Below are 17,797 nucleotides of genomic sequence, written 5' to 3'. Positions count from 1 at the left end.
GGAGGGCGCACCGTTGATTGCATAAAAAGCATTTACATTTGGAGAAATGCTTTTATTTCGCTACAATACAGCCTGGTTGGCAGCCTTGCCATCAGTTGAAGCTAGAATTCTGCAGCAATCTCTCTCCTGGCAATCGTCGATGCGCCGCGCGCATCCGATTGTGTTCGCCTTGCAGCGGCCGAGGCCGCTGCATCCACAGGTCGGCGCAAGCGGCGCCGAGCACATCGCTCTGAAAGGACGAAAGACGATGACCCTTGCAAATCCCCCACAATGGGTGCCACGCCCCATCCGGATCGTTTCGTACTGGCCACGGACCTCGACGGTACCCTGCTGGCCGGTGGCCTCGAGGCCCGGCGCCAGGTGCGCGAACTGTTTTCCCAGGCACGGCCGGGCGTGCGCCTGGTGTTCGTAACCGGCCGCGGCCTCGAGTCGATACTGCCTTTGCTGAGCGACCCGACCATTCCCAAGCCGGACTACATCATCGCCGACGTTGGCGCCACGGTGGTTGACGCAGACCTGCGTCCTGTCGACGCCATCCAGGCCGAGGTGGCGGCGCGCTGGCCCGGTTCCCAGGCCGTGCTGAAGGCGCTGGCCGGGTTCGGGCTGCGCCGCCAGAGCGTGCCGCAGGAGCGGCGCTGCTCCTTCCTGGCCAGCGAGGAGGTCGTGACGCCGGCACTGCGTGCGGCGGTCGATGCGCTCGGATGCGACCTGCTGCTGTCGGCCGGCTGTTACCTCGACGTACTGCCGCGCGGCGTGAGCAAGGGCCAGGCCCTGTTGCGCCTGACGCAGGCAGCCGGCTTCGACCCGGCCACCATTGTCGTTGCCGGCGACACACTGAACGACCTGTCGATGTACGAGACCGGGCTGCGTGGCGTCGTGGTGGGCCATGCCGAGCCGGCGCTGGTCGAGCGGGTCGGCAAGTGGCCGCAGGTGCACATCGCCGAGGGCGAGGGCTGCGCCGGCATCCTCGAAGGGCTGGCGTATCATGGCGCGCTGGCGCACCAAGCGGGCCCAGGCAGCCTGCCGGCGGTGCGCGATGGCGCCGAGCTCGTGATGGTGTACCACCGCCTGCCTTACGACGAAGTGCTGGAGGACGGCGTGGTGCGGCACCGGCGCCCGCGCAGTCCGAACGGCATCATGCCCACCTTGCTGCGCTTTTTTGCGGGCGAGCGCTCCGGTTCCTGGGTGGCGTGGTCCCAGCAGGAAAGCCGGCAGCCGGCCGGTTTCGTGCCGCACGTGGCGATCGATCCGGAACGCTATCCGCGGCTTCAGGCCGCGCGTGTAGCCCTGACAGGCGACGATATCGACATTTTCTACAAGAAGTTCTCGAAAGAGGCGTTCTGGCCGATCATCTTCGGCTTCCCCGACAAGGCCGAATTCGAGCAGGCCCACTGGGAGCGCTTCCTGGAAGTGAACCAGCTGTTCGCCGAGCAGACCGCGCGCGAAGCGGGCGAAGGGGCGCTGGTCTGGGTGCATGACTACAACCTGTGGATGGTGCCGTCGTTCCTGCGGCCGCTGCGGCCGGACCTGCGCATCGCGTTCTTCCATCACACGGCGTTCCCGGCCAGCGACGTGTTCAATATCCTGCCGTGGCGGCGCGAGATCATCGGCAGCCTGCTGCAGTGCGACTACGTCGGCTTCCATATCCCGCGCTACGTCGAGAATTTCGTCGACGCCGTGCGCTCGCATGCGCCACTGGATGTGCTGGGCACGGTGCCATGCGCGCCGCGCTTCCTGACCTATGGCTGTGCGTTGGGCATCGACACCATGACGACGGGCATCGCCGTCGGCGGCCGGCAGGTGCGCCTGGGCGCGCATCCGGTCGGGACCGACGTGGCGCTGATCGAACGCATCGTGGCCAGCCCGGCCGTGCGCGAACAGGCGGCGGCGATCCGCGACTACCTGGGCAGCGCCACGGGGATCGTCTCGATCGAGCGGCTCGACTACGTCAAGGGCACGCTCGAGAAGCTGCAGGCCTTCGAGCGGCTGCTGGAACAGCACCCCGAACACATCGGCAAGGTCACCCTGCTGAACATCATCACGCCGGCCGCGCCCGGCATGGAAATCTATGAAAGCCTGCGTGTCGAGGTGGACCGCACGGTGGGCCGCATCAACGGCCGCTTCTCGACCCTGAACTGGGTGCCGGTGCGCTACTTCTACCGCTCGCTGCCGTTCGAGGAAGTGCTGGCGCACTACGCCGCCTGCGATATCGCCTGGATCACGCCGCTGCGCGACGGCCTGAACCTCGTCGCCAAGGAATTCATCGCCGCCCGCAAGGCCAGCGGCGGCTCGGGTGTGCTGGTGCTGTCCGAATTCGCCGGCGCGGCGGTCGAACTGCACGGCGCCGTGCTGACCAATCCCTACGATGCGAACGCCATGACCGCCTCGCTGCACCAGGCACTGACCATGGGGGAGGACGAGCGGGCCTATCGTACTGCGCGCATGGCAATGATCACGGCCGAGCACGACGTCGAGCGTTGGGGCCGGGGCTTCATCGCGGCGGTGGACGCGGCCGTGCTGGGCGCACACACGCAGGACGACGTCCGGGCGGCCTGAGCCGCCCCTTCTGACGCATCGGGAAAGGAAGCATGCATTACATTATATTCGGCAACGATCCGGTCGCCTGGGCGATCGCGCTGGCCATCGCGGCCGCCGTCTCGACCGTGTTGTACACCGTCAAGGGCCTCGTCATCCGGCGCCTGCAGCGCTTCGCGGCGGCGACGGCGACTTACCTGGATGACCTGGCCGTGAAGATATTGTCGGCCACGAACTCGCTGTTCATCCTGCTCATGGGGCTGTACGTTGGTTCCCATTGGCTGGCCCTGCCGGACAAGAGCGAGGCCTTGCTGACGCGCCTGGCTATCGCGACGCTGCTGTTGCAGGTGGCCCGCTGGGGTGACGTCGGCGTGAATGGCTGGCTCCACCATTACCGCACCCGTCGCAGCGTCCATGACGTGGCCAGTACCACGTCGACGGCGGCGCTGGGGTTCGTGGCACGCCTGGCCGTCTGGCTGATCTTCGTGCTGATGATCCTCGATAACTTCGGCGTGAACATCACCACCCTGGTGGCCAGCCTGGGGATCGGCGGCATCGCGGTGGCACTGGCACTGCAGAAGGTGTTGGGCGACCTGTTCTCGTCGCTGTCGATCGTGCTGGACAAGCCATTCGTGATCGGCGACTTCATTGCCGTCGATGACATCTCCGGCACCGTCGAGTACGTGGGCCTGAAAACCACCCGCATTCGCGGCCTCGGCGGCGAACAGGTGGTGTTTTCCAACAGCGACCTGCTGGGCAGCCGCATCCACAACTACAAGCGTATGGAGACGCGTCGCATCGTGTTCGGCATCGGCGTCGCGTACGAGATCAGCAAGGAACAGGTGCGCGCCATTCCCGCCATCCTGCGCGAGGTGGTGCAGGCGCAGCCGCAGGCCCAGTTCGACCGCGCGCACTTCAAGGCGTATGGCGCGTCGTCGCTCGACTTCGAGATCGTATATATTGTCAAGACGTCCGAGTATGCCGTGTATATGGACGTCCAGCAGGCCATCAATGTCGCCCTGTTCGAGCGTTTCGCCGAGGAGGGCATCCCGTTCGCGTATCCGACGCAGACGGTATATCTGGCGCGCGCGCAAGCGGCTGCCGACCGGAAAGAGTAGGTTCCCATGCAAATGCTGCTGTCCGCGGGCTTCATCCTGTTGGTCGTGCTGTGGGGCATCCTGGCGCCGGCGAACATGAGCGCCGTTTTCGACGCAATGCTGGCCGCGTTGACGCGCAACTTCGGCTGGTTCTACCTGTGGGTCGTCCTCGGCCTGGTCGTGTTTGCCGGCTTCGTGGCCTTCAGCCGTTACGGCAACCTGAAACTCGGTGGCGATGACGATGAGCCGGAGTTCGGCATGGGCAGCTGGTTCGCCATGCTGTTCGCCGCCGGGATGGGCATCGGCTTGGTATTCTGGGGTGTCGCCGAGCCAATCTCCCATTTTGCTACCGCGCCGCCGGGAACCGTCGAGCGCACGCCGGAAGCGGCGAACGCAGCGATGCGCTATGTGTTCTTCCACTGGGGTATCCACCCATGGGCGGTGTACAGCGTCGTTGCGCTGTCGATCGCGTTCTTTCAGTACCGCCGCGCCGGCAGTCCCCTGATCAGCACCGTTACCGGTGCCCTGCCATGGCGGCCGGTGCGCGCGATGGGCGGCCTATTCAATGCGCTCGCCGTTGTCGCCACTGCGTTCGGTGTGGCCGCGTCACTGGGCGTTGGCGCGTTGCAGATCAACAGTGGCCTGCAGGCGGTATTCGGGGTTGCGGTCAGCGACACGGCCGAGGTGACGATCATCGTCGTCACCGCGATCATCTACATGACTTCGGCCGTGACCGGCGTCGACAAGGGTATCCGCTACCTGTCCAACTTCAACATGGGACTCGCGGGCCTGCTTGCGCTGGCCGTGTTCCTGCTCGGCCCGACCGTGGCGATCATCGATACGCTCACCAATACGCTGGGAAGTTACCTGAGCGAAGTCATCAGGATGAGCCTGCGGGCGACGCCGTTCCGCGCTAGCACCTGGGTAGGCAGCTGGACCGTCTTCTACTGGGCCTGGTGGATTTCCTGGTCGCCTTTCGTCGGACTCTTCATTGCCCGCGTCTCGCGTGGAAGAACGGTACGCGAGTTCATCCTGGGCACCGTGCTGGCGCCCTCGCTGGCGGCCTTCCTGTGGTTTTCCATTTTCGGCGGCACTGCCCTGCACATGGAGATCTGGCAGCACGTGCCGCTCGCGGACGCGGTCAAGGCCGATGTCGCTACCGCCTTGTTCACGATGTTCGATGCCATGCCGTTCGGCGGGATCATGTCGGTCGTCGCCACGCTGCTTGTATTCGTGTTCTTCGTCACCTCGGGCGACTCGGCGGTGCTGGTGCTCGGCATGATGAGCACGAGCGGCAACCCGAACCCACCGCGCTGGGTCAAGATCGTCTGGGGCGTTCTGGTCGCCGGCATCGCCATCAGCCTGCTGCTGGCCGGTGGCCTCAAGGCGGTGCAAACTGCAACCATCCTGTTCGCGCTGCCGTTCGCCATCGTCATCGTATTGATGGTGATCTCGCTGTGGCGAGCCTTGGCGGAAGACTGGCGCGATGAGGCACGCCGCGAGCGCGAGCTGCGACGGCGTGTTCGCGAAATGATGGCCAAGTAACAAGGGGCATGGGTACGGCGCTTGCCGCGTGCCCGCCCCGGAAAGCAGACCGATGAATCTAACAGCATATCTCCGCGCAGCCATCCTGGCGGGCGCGTCAATCATGGGCGCCGGTGTGTGCCGCGCGGACGACGTCGTCAAGCCGGCATGGAAGCTGGGCGGCGCCATCCGATTCAACTATGTGCACAAGAGCTGGCAGGACGAGTACCCGCGCGGATTTGTCGGGCTCGATACGGCCCGCCTGAACCTGGACTACGACGACGGACGCCTGCTCGGCGCTGCAGAGTACCGCTACAACCGTTTCCCACAGGGGCAGGGCGGCTATTGGCAGCATTTCCTGCACCATGGCTGGGCCGGGGTGAGGTTTGCCGACCGTGGCACCTTGCATATCGGGCTGGACAAGGTGCCGTTCGGCATCCTGCCTTTTGCTTCGAACAATTTCTACCAATCGATCGCGTTCTACGCCGGCTTCGAGGACAAGTACGATCTTGGCGTAGCCTACGCGAGCCGGCCCGGACCGGTGGAGTGGCAGCTCGGCTTTTATCCGCGCGACGGCGGTTCCTACGGTGGTGGCGCAAACACGGCCCGCGCATCCAACCGGTACTCGTACAACATCGTCGCCGATGACGACGCGCACGGCTTTGGTACTGGCCAGCGCGACCGCGAGCGCAACACGCTGGTGGCGCGGTTGACGTGGCATCCGGGGCCCGCCGGGCAGCACGAGCTCGGCGCGTCCGGTCTGACGGGGGCGATCCGCAACGGTGCCGGCATCGACACGCGGCGCAACGCGGTAGCGCTGCATTACGCCGGCACGTTCGGTCCGGTCAAGGCAATGCTGCAGACATCGCGTTACCACTATGGCACCCGCCATGACGCTACCCAGACATATGACGGGCTCGATGCCAACAGCTTTGTCATGCTGGGCGCATTCGGCTTTCCGTACCCGCTGGCGACGCAGGGATCGATCCATATTGCCAATCTTGCCTACGATATCGGCGGCAAGCTCGGGCCGCTCGGCGGCTTCAAGCTCTACAACGACTACAGTATCCTGCGCAAGCACGTCGGTTCATACCGCGCTTCGGTCCAAAACGTCACAGGCATGACTTTCTCCTCGGGCAAGTGGGTGTTTTACGCCGACTTCATGCTGGGCAAGCACCATCCGTACCTGTCGCCGGATGCCGGCGGCCTTGCCGCCACAGCCGCTCAGCATGACGGCTTTACCCGCCGGATCAACTTGCAGGCCGGCTACTACTTTTGAGTGTTTAATCCAAGCGACAAGGATTTGTGCCATTGGGGATTCCCATACACAATGGTGTTTTGCCCGCCGCCTGCGCGGGCAACCTCACCGCAGCAGCCACCATGAACGCACCCCACACTCCGCCGCCGCCGCCGCCGGCGCCGTCGCTACGCACGGCCATCGCCCACCGCTTCAGTTTGCTCGACGACAAGGCCAACGATGACGAGATCGACCGCAGCCTGCGCGCAGGCGTCGAGCTGCGCGGCGCCACGCCATGGATCCTGATGTTCGCGATCGTGATCGCCTCGGTCGGGTTGAACACCAACTCGAACGCCGTGATCATAGGTGCCATGCTGGTGTCGCCACTGATGGGTCCGATCGTCGGGCTGGGCTATGGCATCGGCATTTTCGATTTCGCGCTGGTGCGCCGGTCGGTGGCCAACCTGGCCATCGCCGCCGGCATCAGCCTGCTGACCTCTACGCTGTACTTCATGCTGACGCCCCTCGACGAGGCGCAGTCCGAGTTGCTGGCGCGCACCACGCCGTCGCTGTGGGACGTGCTGATTGCGCTGGCCGGCGGCCTGGCCGGAATCATCGGCCAGACCCGGCGCGAAAAGTCGAACGTCATCCCGGGTGTGGCCATCGCCACCGCCCTGATGCCGCCGCTGTGCACCGCCGGGTACGGTTTGGCGAACGGCAACTGGTCGGTGTTCGGCGGCGCCTTCTACCTGTTCTCCATCAATTGCGTGTTCATCGCGTTTGCCGCCGTGGTGGTGATCGAGTTCCTGCGCCTGCCGCACCGAAAGTTCATCGACCCGCGACGCGGTCGCCGGGTCAAGGGCACGCTGCTGTTCATCGTGCTGGCCACGGGCCTGCCCAGCATCTACCTGGCCGCGCGCCTTGTCGACAACGAGGTATTCAAGAGCCGCGCGCGCGACTTCGTACGCAAGGAGTTCAAGGCCGCCAGCGTGCATGTGCTGGACACCCGGCTGGTACCCGCGACGCGCGAGATCGAAGTAACGCTGATCGGCCAGCGCCTGCCGGCGCCTGTCATCAAGGCCATAGAAGGACGCATGGCCGACGCCGGCCTGACCAAGGCGCGCCTGCTCGTACATCAGGCTCAGCCGGAAGACCGCCGCGACGACAGCAAGCTCGATGTCGGCAGCCTGAAAGCCGAGATCCTGGCCGATATCGTGCGCAACAACCAGCAGGCGCTGCAGGAGCGTGACGCCACTATTGCAGCGCTGCGCCAGCAGCTGACGGGCCAGGAAGGCTGGGTGGAGCTGGCCGCGGCGGTCACGCGCGAGTTCGAGGCGCACTATCCGCAGTGCGGCAATGTGTTGATGGGCAAGGCGGCAACGCCTGCGCAGGGAGCGACCGTGGCGGTACCGTTCCTGAGCGCCAATTGCCGCCGGCTGCCCGGCAGCGAAGAGAACAAGCGCATCACGGAGTGGTTGAAGGTGCGGACGGGCCAGGCTGACGTGCGGGTCGTCCTGGCCGCGAAACGGGGAAAGATTATCAGACAGAGCGATAGGTGAGACGCGCTCCGGCTGGAGCATCAAGAAAGGAAAAGGCAGGATGTTGGGAAACGACGAAGAGGGCAAGCGGCAGGATGACCAGCGGACGGCTGCCGAAGCGCAGCAGCACGATCGCGTGAAGCATGACCACGACTGGCGCACGCGGGCGCGCGTCGAATTGTCGGACCGGGCGTTGTGGACCGGCCGGGCGGTCGTGGTCGCGATGGCGGTGCTGTCCGGCCTGACCGTGGTCGGCTTTACATGGCTGAGCGAGCAGACGTTCGATGCGTTCGAACAGTTGCGCCAGCTCGCCTGGTGGAGTCCGCTGATCTGGACACCGGCCTGCACGGCGGCGGTGGTCTGGCTGACGCGGCGTTTTGCGCCAGGTGCCGCGGGATCGGGTATTCCCCAGGCGATGGCTGCGCTCGAACCGTCGCTGGACCCGGCCAAGCTCGGCCTGTTTGTCTCGCTGCGTCTGAGCGCGGCAAAGATTCTGTTGACGGCCGGCGGACTGCTCGGCGGCCTGTCGGTGGGGCGCGAAGGTCCATCGGTCCAGATTGCGGCGGGCGTGATGCTGCAGGCCCGGCGCCTGTTGCCGGCGCGATCGCAAGTCACCACCCACAGCCTGCTGGTGGCCGGTGGCGCCGCCGGCATTGCCGCCGCCTTCAATACGCCGCTCGCGGGCATCATGTTCGCCATCGAGGAGCTGGCGCGCGCGCCGGAGCAGCGTAACAGCGGGCTGATCATCACGGCGATCGTGCTGGGCGGGCTGATCGCAGTGTCGATACACGGCAATGCCACATATTTCGGCGTCATTCACACGGGTGCCATCGGGCCCGGGCTGCTGCTGCCCGGCTTGGTGGTGGCCGTGTGCAGCGGGGTGGCAGGCGGCCTGTTCTCGCGCCTGCTGATCGCCTCGCTCGCGGGCCGCGGGCGCGACCCGATGAGCAGGCTGCGGGCCCGGCGTCCGGTACTGTTCGGCGCCGTGTGCGGCCTGGCGGTCGCGCTGATCGGCGTGGTCACCGCAGGCACCGCGTTCGGCTCGGGCTATGGGCCGACACGTGCCATGATCGACGGTGTCGCCACGATGCCGATGGCATATGCGCTGTTCAAGTTCCTGGCGACTTGGCTCAGCAGTTGGGCCGGCGTGCCAGCCGGTATTTTCGCCCCGTCGCTGGCGATCGGCGCGGCCATGGGCAACGATGTGGCGTTACTGTTCTTCCACGCCCAGGCGCCGGCCCTGATCGCGCTGGGCATGGTCGGCTTCCTGGCCGCGGCGACGCAGGCCCCGCTGACGGCATTCATCATCGTGATGGAAATGGTGGGCGGCCATTCGATGGTGCTGAGCCTGATGGCATGCGCATTGGTGGCGAGCATGCTGGCGCGAATCATCAGCCCGCCGCTGTATCCCACGCTGGCTCGCATGCAGCTGCAGCGTGTCCCGGCCTGAGCAGCGATTGACCTATGGCCAGCAACGGCCGCCGGATCAGCGCTGCCGAGTGGGACAGGCCCCGGCCGTTTTCCTGTCGCCACGCCTCATCGTCGGTTCCCAAGGGGATACCAATGCGGCTCGTTATGCGCACCTCCGGGTTTGGTCTCTACCTTCGGCTCGGGTGGAAGACCAGGTGTGATAGGCTGCTGCCGTTTAGAAATTGTGGCAGCGAACAACGAGCCGAAGTCTGTGGCCCGGTTCCGCCGCAGCCCTTGTATCGTCGCGATGCGCTTGAGGTGGTTCTACTGGATACTCTTGCCCAACCGTTCCTGGGACAAACAACCGCTGGACCTTCTGATCCGACATAACTGCCTGGAGTCTGCATGACCTCTGTTGCCCCAATGATTACGAATGACGCCGTCATCCTCGGCATGCTGGCCACCATCCTCGGCGCCGTACTGTGGACAGCATCGCGTGAGAGTGGATTCTGGAAGAAATTCTACAGCTATGTCCCTGCCTTGCTGCTGTGCTATCTGCTTCCTTCCTTGCTGAACACCGCCGGAGTCATCGATGGCGCCGCCTCGAAGCTGTACCCGATGGCGCGTGACTATCTGTTGCCGAGCTCTCTCGTTTTGCTGTGCGTCGCGATCGATTTCAAAGCCATCGTCCGGCTTGGTCCGAAGGCGGTCATCATGTTCCTGACGGGGACAGCCGGGGTCATGGCCGGTGCATTGGTGGCGTTCGAGGCGATGCGCGTGATCCATCCTGAAACGGTCGCTGGCGACACGTGGCGCGGCATGACTACCGTGGCTGGTGCCTGGATCGGCGGCGGGGCCAACCAGGCCGCCATGCGCGAAGTGTTCAACGTGGACGCCACCATGTTCGGCCAGTTCGTTGCCGTCGATGTCCTGGTCGGCAATCTCTGGACCGCGGTACTGCTTTTCCTTGCCAGCCGTGCCCAGGTTTTCGACCGCTGGACCGGGGCTGACCTTACCGCCCTGAACCGGCTGCGTGACAGCATCGAACAATACCAGACGCTGCATGCGCGCATTCCCACGCTGCCTGACCTCGTGGTCATCCTTGCGATCGGTCTTGGCGCCACCGGCCTGTCGCACTTCCTTGCCCAGTACCTGGTGAGCCTGATCGAATCACTGCCCGCCGAGTGGCGCCTGCGCGATTACAGCCTCACCTCTGGCTTCTTCTGGATAGTCGTGACCGCCACGACCATCGGTCTGCTGCTCAGCTTTACCAAGGCCCGTACCTATGAAGGTGCAGGGGCGTCGCGCATCGGCGCGGTCATGCTATACGTGCTGGTTGCAACGATCGGCATGCAGATGGACCTGGGCGCTTTGCTCGACCGGCCATGGCTGTTCCTGCTGGGGTTCCTCTGGATTGCCTTCCACGGCGGCCTGATGATCCTGATGGCCAAGCTGATCCGGGCCCCACTGTTCATGATGGCGGTGGGGTCGCAGGCAAACATCGGCGCAGCAGCTTCGGCACCCGTGGTTGCCAGTGCCTTCCACCCGGCACTCGCGCCGGTCGGCGTGCTGCTGGCCGTGCTGGGATATGCGTTGGGAACCTATGGCGCCTACATCACTGGCGTGTCCTTGCGCGCAATGGCGGGAACTTGATGCTGCCGTTCCTGTCCTGAATTTACCTTCCGGGCGGAAGCGGCTGAGATCGGTGGTACAGCGACTTCTCCTGCGGAGCGGACGCCGTTGCACAATGAAGCGCAGCAATCGTCCTTGCGGTGGATAGCGACTCCGGGCTGAAGGATCAGACGGCGACACCAACTCGACTCCGAGTTACAACATAGAACAGTATTTGGACCGGTATGGATACGGACTGAGCGATAGGGAGGTCGCGCGAACACTCCACCCGGTGAGCCTGTACTATTCGCCGGCAATGCATTGCCAGGCCCGGATTAGCGGTTATCCAGGCTCTGCGATGCCGCTGCGGTACCGGTCAGCACGACTTCCACACCGACCGCACCCAGCGCCGCCATCACGGCTGCGGGCGGCGCCGCATCCGTGACCAGCAAGTCGACGCCCTCGAACGTGCACAGGCGGTGCAGGAACGCCTTGCCGAACTTCGACGCATCCGCCACCACGATCACCTGGCTGGCCTGGCGCAGCATCGCGCCCTTGAGGTCGGCTTCCTCGCCGGACGAACAGGTCAGGCCGCCAGGGTCGATGGCGCAGGCGCCAAGGATCAGCTTGTCGAACTGGAATTGCGCGATCCCAAGCCGGGCCTGTGCGCCTTCGAGGCTGCGCTGCCAGGGATTGAACTGGCCGCCAGTGAGGTGCAATTCGGTCCCGTCGCGCTTGCCGAGAGTTTCGGCGACGTCGATGGAATTGGTCACCGCGTGCAGCGGCGATGCCGTAAGCGCGTGGGCGACTTCCAGCACTGTGGTGGAGGTATCGAACAGCACCCGGTCGCCGTTGCGGATCAGCGCGGCCGCCGCTGCGCCGATGGCCTGCTTGGCGGATGTCGCGCCGTCGCGTTCGGCGTACTGCCGCACCCGCGTTTCCTGCGGCGGCAGTACGGCGCCGCCGCGCACACGCAGAACGTGGCCATCGGCATCGAGCCGCACGATGTCGCGCCGTGCCGTATCGCGTGTCACGCCGAACAGCCGGCAGATGTCCTCAATGCCGATGCGGTAGTGCTGTGCGAGGTGCGCGCAGATCGCCTCCAGGCGCCGCGCTTGCGTGAGCGGTATTTCCGCGCTCATCGCGCTCCGTCCAGATAAGCGCGCAGGACAGACGTCACCAGTTCATGGTCCTCCTGTTGCGGCAGGCCGGACACCGTGACGGTACCGATCACGCCCGTGCCCCGGATCGCCAGCGGGAAGGCGCCGCCGTGCGCAGCAAAGGTCGCGCCATCGATGGCACTGTCGGCCTCGAACGACTTGCCCTTGCTGCGGTAACGCGTGCCCACGTGCCAGGAACTGCGGCCGAAGCGCTGCACCACGTTGTTCTTCCGGCGCACCCAGTTGGCATTGTCGGGCGACGTGCCATCCATCGCGTGGTGGAACAGCTGGTGCCCGTTGCGGGTAATGTCGACCGTGACAGCCTTGCCGAGCGCGCGGGCACGCTCGACGAGCGCGATGCCGAGCCGCAGCGCATCGGCGTTCGAGAACGCGGCAAACTGCAGCTGCTCTTCCTCGATCTCCAGCGCCTTCAACAGGGCAGCGTAATCATCCTGCATGGTATTCTCCTTCGGTGAAATGGACGGTGCGGCGTTCCCGATGGCTGCGCAGGGCAAGCTCGATCACCCTGACGACGTCCACCGCATCTTCCGGTTTGACGGGCACTTGCGCGCCTTCGGCGATGGCGCGGGCCATGCCGCGATAGAACGCCTCGTAGGCTCCCGGGACGGTTTCGACGCTGCGGCGTGACCCATCGGCCGCCGTGATCGTCGCCCAGTCGGCGGGCAGGTCATGGCCCCAGCCGGCATCGCCTGGCCGCCGGCCTTGCTTCAGTGCTTCTTCCTGCGAGTCGATGCCGTATTTGACGAAGCTGCCGTGCGTACCATGCACCTCGTAGCGCGGGCCGGGCGCGCGCACCAGTGCGCCTGCATGCAGCACGACTCGGGTGGCGCCATGCTCCATGATCAGTTCGAAGGCGTCTTCCACCTGTGCGCCGTCGCGCTGGATGGACAGATGTGCCGTAACGGCGACCGGCATGCCGAACAGCGTCAGTGCCTGGTCGATCAGGTGCGAGCCCAGGTCCCACAGCACACCGGCACCGGGTTGTGCCTGTTCCTTCCAGCGCACCTTCACCTGCGGCGCGTAGCGGTCGAAATGCGCGCGGAAGGTATGTACCGTTCCCAGCTCGCCCACTTCCAGCGTACGGCGCAGCGTCAGGAAATCCCCGTCCCAGCGGCGGTTCTGGTACACGCTGAGCCGCACCCCTTGTTGCCTTGCCAACGCGACCAGTTCCTGCCCTTCCGCGGACGACAGCACAAACGGCTTGTCCACCACCACGTGCTTGCCCGCCATCAGCGCCGCTTTCGCCAGCGCGTAGTGGCTGGCATTGGGCGTACACACGACGATCAATGCGATGGACGGGTCGTCCAGCATCGCTTGCGGCGTTTCGTCCAGCTGCACGCCGGGATACCGATCCCGCGTCTCCGGCTTCGCGCTGCGGCTGGCAATCCGGGCGAGCCTCAGCCCGGGAACGGCGTCAATGATGGGCGCATGAAAGGTCGAGCCGCCCAGGCCATAACCGATCAATCCAACTGAATATTGCTGCATCGTTTATCCCTTAAGTGATATCGCTTACGCATAGTAAGCGATCGGCGCGCATTCGAGCAAGGCAGCGCATTGCGATGCTGCCCGCGCTGGGCGTTCGGTGGCGCCGGATTACTTCTGGTTCTCACCGGATCGGTGGGGCTGACCCGTTTGCCACGCTTTCATCACGCGTGGGCTCTCTCAACGGCAACCTGCTATGCTGCGCGCGTGGCCTGCTTCGGCCGCCACAGCCTTTAGTGCGGACCACCGCGCCCCAAGATGAAAGAGTGTGAATGAGTGCCACGGAAAAAACTGTCATTGCCGAGTTAGCGTTTCAATTAGGCAAGGTTACAAGACATGCGGTCGATAACATGGATGGCAAGGCCAGCCCGGTCGAGCTGACGAAGATCGCGAACGATTTGCTGGAAGCGGGACACGAGAAAGTGTCCGGCGACCTGCTCATGCTGTTCGTGGCGGGTTTCGAGGAGGGCGATCCGCCTGAACGCCGCACCGATCCGGAAGGTCGCTGGTAACGGATAATGTGAGTTGAACTAGAGGACGGACGCCCCGACAGCGGCAGATCGGCTGGCGATTTCGGGCCGCCCACGCAGCGGAGGACACCATGGCGACAAGAACCGCATCCTGCAGCTGCGGCCAGCTGCAAATCGAAGTGGCGGCCGAGCCCAACGGTGTCGGCATCTGCCATTGCCTGGCGTGCCAGCGGCGCACCGGCAGCGTGTTCGCGCCCGTGGCCGGATTTCCTCTTCCCTATACGGTGAGCGGCCGGTCCACGGTCTACGTGCGCACCGGCGATGCCGGCTGTGGCTTCGTTTACCATTTCTGCCCGGTGTGCGGCACGACCGTCTTTCATACGGAAGACGACGTGGACGACGAAGTGTTCGTGGCCGTTGGCGCCTTCGCCGATCCCGCCTTCCCGCCGCCGCAGATCTCGGTGTACGACTGCCGCCGCCATCCGTGGGTGCAGCTGCCGTCCGGGACCGTGGCGTTCGAGCGCGATCCCGAGTGAGCCAAGCCCCCTGGCGGGGCTGCCTATGATCGTCGCGAACGGTCCGGAAGAGCAAAGAAGACGGATGCTCGTCCCGACTTTCCCAGCAGCGGGCCAATTCGAACCGCACGATAATCGCATGACCCGGGTGCACGCTACAGCTGACGTCACGTCCTTGATGTCACAGCTCTCGCACGTCCGCACTTCGCCGGGCCGGGTCAGGCCAGGTAGGCACACCATGAATGACGGGAGCTGCCTCTCGCTGTCGGTTCGGCGCTGCCGTCAGCGCTTATCGACCGGCGCGGGCGGCGCGTGAATGCGCAGCCGCGTGCCCATCCCGCGCTCGCGATCGGCATTGACGGCGTAGACCTCGATCTCCATGTCCAGTTTTTCCGCCGCCTCCTGGGCGGATTCGAAGATGAAAAATTCGTACTCCATCGTATTGCGCCGGATCGTGCCCTGCTGCGGCGCCGCGTCGAAAAAGATTGCGCCGTCCTGCAGCTTGCGGAAGCGAAAGCCCACGTCCTTCAGCGGCGGCCCGCCTGTTGCCGGCCAGCGCACCTGAAGGTGGGCCTGGCCCATCGTGCAGCGCATGACCCGGCCCACATAGTCGGCTGGCTCGCGGGGGCGCGCTTGATCTTGACTACGCGCACCTGTGGCGCGGTCAGCAGCGGATTGAGCGGGGCGTCGTCCCAGTCGAAGGTATCGGGCACGTCCGGCGCGAACGCCCGATAGTTGTTGTATATCAAGCATGCGCTGGCCGGCAGCGTCGTGGCCAGAACGGCGGCCGCGACAAGCGTGCGCATCATTGCGGATTGCCCGCCGAGATCGTCGCCAGCAGACTGCGCACGTGTTCCGGCACCGGCACCGGGCGGTTGCTGGCCCGATCCACGTAGACGTGCACGAAATGGCCGGCCGCCGCGGGCTTGCCGTCGTCGTTGCGGAAGATCGCCAGTTCGTAGCGCACGCTGGAATTGCCCAGCTTGGCCACGCGCAGGCCGACGTGGACGACGTCCGGGAACGTGACGGAACTGAAGTACGAGCAGCCCGTGTCGACGACCAGGCCGACGGCTTCGTCGCGCTCGATGTCCAGCACGCCGCGCCGGATCAGGAATTCGTTGACGGCCGTGTCGAACCAGCTGTAGTAGACGACGTTGTTGACGTGCCGGTAGGCGTCGTTGTCCGCCCAACGGGTGGCGATCGTCAGGAAATGAGGGAAGTCGCCGCGGCTGGCATCACGCATGTTCGGGTTTCTCCTGGAGGAACAGTTCGTCCGGCGGCAGCGGCTGCGACAGCAGCACGGCCACTTCCGCCATCGTATGGAATACCGCGGGCGTCAATCCGCCGACCTGGCGGCTGGTCGGCTGGTTGGCGCTGACGGGGCCCAGTTCGCGCATCAGGCGGGCCCGCACGATGGTCACGCCGCAGCGGTTCGCCAGCGCGGCAATCTTCGGCAACAGCGTGCGCATGTGCTGCATGGCCGCGTTCTGCGCCGCGCCGATTTCCAGCAGTACGCCGTGGGCCATCGGTTCCATCTGTACCACCACCTTGCCCAGGTCGGGGAGGAAGACTTCGAGGCGCAGCGCAATGCGGGGTCCGCGTGCCGGCGCGCGCGGCTCATTGTCATCGTCGTCGCGCACCACCACGCGCAGCACCAGTTTTTCGCTGCCCCAGGCATAGACGGCAAAGCGCCATGCATCCGTTTCGGCCACCAGGTGGGGCGGCACGCGGCCCTCGCGCAGCACGGCGGGCGCCTGCTCGGACAGGAACAGGCCGGCGGGCAGGTGACGGCCCTCGGTCTGCTGCAGCAGCGCGGCGCGCTGTTCGGCGTAGTTGCGCACCATGACCATCCAGGATGCCGCCAGCGCGGACGGGTCGGGCGGCTGCCACACGACCTGGCGCGACATGAACAGCTGGTTCGGCTGCATGGCGGGCTCGCTCAGCAGCGCATCGAGTGCGGCCTTGCCCGCCAGCGCGCCGGGCGCGGCCTGGAGAAGCGGGCTGCCATCGCCCGCTTCGAGCAGCGCGCCGACGGCGGCAGGCGTGCCGGCGCCTGGCACGAACGTGGCGCCATCCGCATCGCCCTGGGGCTGCGGCGCGACCGGCACATTGTTGCGGCCGGGCTGGTCGCGGGCGACGCGGTCGGGAATGTTCAGCACCGCCAGGGGTGGTGCGAGTCGGTCTATTGCCATGCAAACAGCTTACCATGTGTGAATAAAAAAAAGCCAACCGGGGTGCGGTTGGCTCGTTCTGCTGGCGGGCCCGGTGGCCCGCGGAAAAGCGATTACTGCAGCAGGGACATGACCATCGACGACATGCTGTTCGACTGCTTCAGCATGGCGGTGCCGGCCTGCAGCAGCATCTGGTTCGACGTCATGTTCGCGCTTTCCGTTGCGAAGTCGACGTCCATGATACGGCCGGTAGCGGCTTTGGTGTTCGAGCTGATGTTGCCCAGGTTGGTGTTGATGTGGTCCAGACGGTTGGCGGCTGCACCGATCGACGAACGCACGGTGCCGACGTTGTTGATGGCGGTCGTCAGGTTCGAGATGGCGGTGTTGGCAGCCGACGTCAGTTCCGTACCCGTGCCGGCGGTCGTGTAGTTCGACGTGGCGGTCGTCACGGACGACACCAGCGTGGTCAGGGCGGTGCCCAGGTTGATCGACATTTTTTCGCCGGCGCTCGCGCCGATCTGGAACGTCATCGACGAAGCCAGCGTGCCGCCGACCAGCAGCGTGGAGCCGCCGAACGTGGTGTTCTTCAGGATGTTGCCCAGTTCCTGGCCCAGTGCGTCGTATTCCGACTGCATGGCGGTCTTGTCGTCGGCGTTCGACGACACGTCGGCTGCCTGCGTTGCCAGGTCCTTCATGCGCACCAGCATGTTGGTGACTTCGTCGAAGGCGCCGTCAGCCGTTTGCAGCAGCGACTTGGAGTTCTGCGTGTTCGTCATGGCGACCTGCTGGCCGCTGGTCTGGGCTTTCAGGCGGGTCGCGATCTGCAGGCCGGCGGCGTCGTCCATCGACGAGTTGATGCGGTAGCCGGTCGACAGGCGGGTCATCGACGTGGACAGGTTGCTTTGGGTGCGCGACAGTGCGTTTTGGGCGGACAGGGCAGCGGCGTTGGTGTGAAGGCTCAGCATTTGAAATACTCCGGTGATTGGTTTCACGGGGCATGCTTTTCATGCCCTCATCAGTACAAGG

General features: G+C 65.2%; 16 protein-coding genes. 9 read left to right on the top strand and 7 right to left on the bottom strand.

Annotated features, from left to right (window positions below; all coding sequences use genetic code 11):
* Positions 1-270 precede the first annotated feature (270 nt).
* From ggpS to E1742_RS05465, 7 genes are all read left to right on the top strand, one after another.
* A complete protein-coding gene (ggpS, locus tag E1742_RS05495; protein WP_134383918.1) occupies positions 271-2,556 on the top strand; it encodes a glucosylglycerol-phosphate synthase in 2,286 nt (761 codons plus the stop codon).
* 32 nt (positions 2,557-2,588) lie between these two features.
* On the top strand, positions 2,589-3,653 hold the full coding sequence (locus E1742_RS05490) for a mechanosensitive ion channel family protein (protein ID WP_134383917.1): 1,065 nt from the start codon (positions 2,589-2,591) through the stop codon (positions 3,651-3,653).
* A gap of 6 nt (positions 3,654-3,659) precedes the next feature.
* Positions 3,660-5,177, top strand: coding sequence for a BCCT family transporter (locus E1742_RS05485; RefSeq protein WP_134383916.1), 1,518 nt, complete (start codon positions 3,660-3,662; stop codon positions 5,175-5,177).
* Positions 5,178-5,205: 28 nt separating this feature from the next.
* On the top strand, positions 5,206-6,435 hold the full coding sequence (locus E1742_RS05480; RefSeq protein WP_229466543.1) for a hypothetical protein: 1,230 nt from the start codon (positions 5,206-5,208) through the stop codon (positions 6,433-6,435).
* A 101-nt stretch (positions 6,436-6,536) separates the two neighbouring features.
* Positions 6,537-7,952, top strand: coding sequence for a DUF389 domain-containing protein (locus E1742_RS05475; RefSeq protein WP_134383915.1), 1,416 nt, complete (start codon positions 6,537-6,539; stop codon positions 7,950-7,952).
* 40 nt (positions 7,953-7,992) lie between these two features.
* Entirely contained in the window at positions 7,993-9,381 is a 1,389-nt protein-coding gene (locus E1742_RS05470) for a chloride channel protein (RefSeq protein WP_134383914.1), read from the top strand.
* Positions 9,382-9,746: 365 nt separating this feature from the next.
* The gene (locus tag E1742_RS05465; protein ID WP_189569004.1) at positions 9,747-10,994 is read left to right on the top strand and encodes a DUF819 family protein; all 1,248 of its coding nucleotides are present in this window, start codon (positions 9,747-9,749) and stop codon (positions 10,992-10,994) included.
* 293 nt (positions 10,995-11,287) lie between these two features.
* Here the strand turns inward: E1742_RS05465 and E1742_RS05460 are convergent, their stop codons facing one another.
* From E1742_RS05460 to E1742_RS05450, 3 genes are read right to left on the bottom strand one after another with little or no spacing between them, the layout of a single operon-like run.
* The gene (locus E1742_RS05460) at positions 11,288-12,094 is read right to left on the bottom strand and encodes a DeoR/GlpR family DNA-binding transcription regulator (protein WP_134383913.1); all 807 of its coding nucleotides are present in this window, start codon (positions 12,092-12,094) and stop codon (positions 11,288-11,290) included.
* Complete coding sequence (locus E1742_RS05455) at positions 12,091-12,570, bottom strand: heme-degrading domain-containing protein (RefSeq protein ID WP_134383912.1); 480 nt, start codon at positions 12,568-12,570, stop codon at positions 12,091-12,093. The genes E1742_RS05460 and E1742_RS05455 overlap by 4 nt, the downstream gene beginning before the upstream one ends.
* Positions 12,560-13,618 (bottom strand): oxidoreductase, encoded by a 1,059-nt coding sequence (locus E1742_RS05450; RefSeq protein ID WP_134383911.1) that lies wholly within the window; start codon positions 13,616-13,618, stop codon positions 12,560-12,562. The genes E1742_RS05455 and E1742_RS05450 overlap by 11 nt, the downstream gene beginning before the upstream one ends.
* Positions 13,619-13,887: 269 nt before the next feature.
* Between E1742_RS05450 and E1742_RS05445 the strand changes: the two genes are divergently transcribed.
* Both E1742_RS05445 and E1742_RS05440 read left to right on the top strand, forming a co-directional pair.
* Entirely contained in the window at positions 13,888-14,127 is a 240-nt protein-coding gene (locus E1742_RS05445; protein WP_134383910.1) for a hypothetical protein, read from the top strand.
* Positions 14,128-14,216: 89 nt separating this feature from the next.
* Entirely contained in the window at positions 14,217-14,621 is a 405-nt protein-coding gene (locus E1742_RS05440; protein WP_134383909.1) for a GFA family protein, read from the top strand.
* A gap of 261 nt (positions 14,622-14,882) precedes the next feature.
* Here E1742_RS05440 and E1742_RS05435 read toward each other — a convergent pair whose 3' ends face one another.
* The 4 genes from E1742_RS05435 to E1742_RS05420 form a co-directional block, all read right to left on the bottom strand.
* On the bottom strand, positions 14,883-15,182 hold the full coding sequence (locus E1742_RS05435) for a hypothetical protein (RefSeq protein ID WP_134383908.1): 300 nt from the start codon (positions 15,180-15,182) through the stop codon (positions 14,883-14,885).
* 223 nt (positions 15,183-15,405) lie between these two features.
* Positions 15,406-15,843 carry an acyl-CoA thioesterase gene (locus E1742_RS05430; RefSeq protein WP_134383907.1) on the bottom strand — a complete coding sequence of 146 codons (438 nt, stop codon included), beginning with the start codon at positions 15,841-15,843 and terminating at the stop codon, positions 15,406-15,408.
* Positions 15,836-16,792 (bottom strand): hypothetical protein, encoded by a 957-nt coding sequence (locus E1742_RS05425; RefSeq protein ID WP_134383906.1) that lies wholly within the window; start codon positions 16,790-16,792, stop codon positions 15,836-15,838. The genes E1742_RS05430 and E1742_RS05425 overlap by 8 nt, the downstream gene beginning before the upstream one ends.
* Before the next feature lie 92 nt (positions 16,793-16,884).
* A complete protein-coding gene (locus tag E1742_RS05420) occupies positions 16,885-17,736 on the bottom strand; it encodes a flagellin N-terminal helical domain-containing protein (RefSeq protein WP_134383905.1) in 852 nt (283 codons plus the stop codon).
* Positions 17,737-17,797 lie beyond the last annotated feature (61 nt).

The sequence above is a fragment of the Pseudoduganella plicata genome (assembly GCF_004421005.1).
GTDB classification, from domain to species: Bacteria; Pseudomonadota; Gammaproteobacteria; order Burkholderiales; family Burkholderiaceae_D; genus Rugamonas; species Rugamonas plicata.
This window is presented reverse-complemented; position numbering and strand designations above follow the sequence as displayed.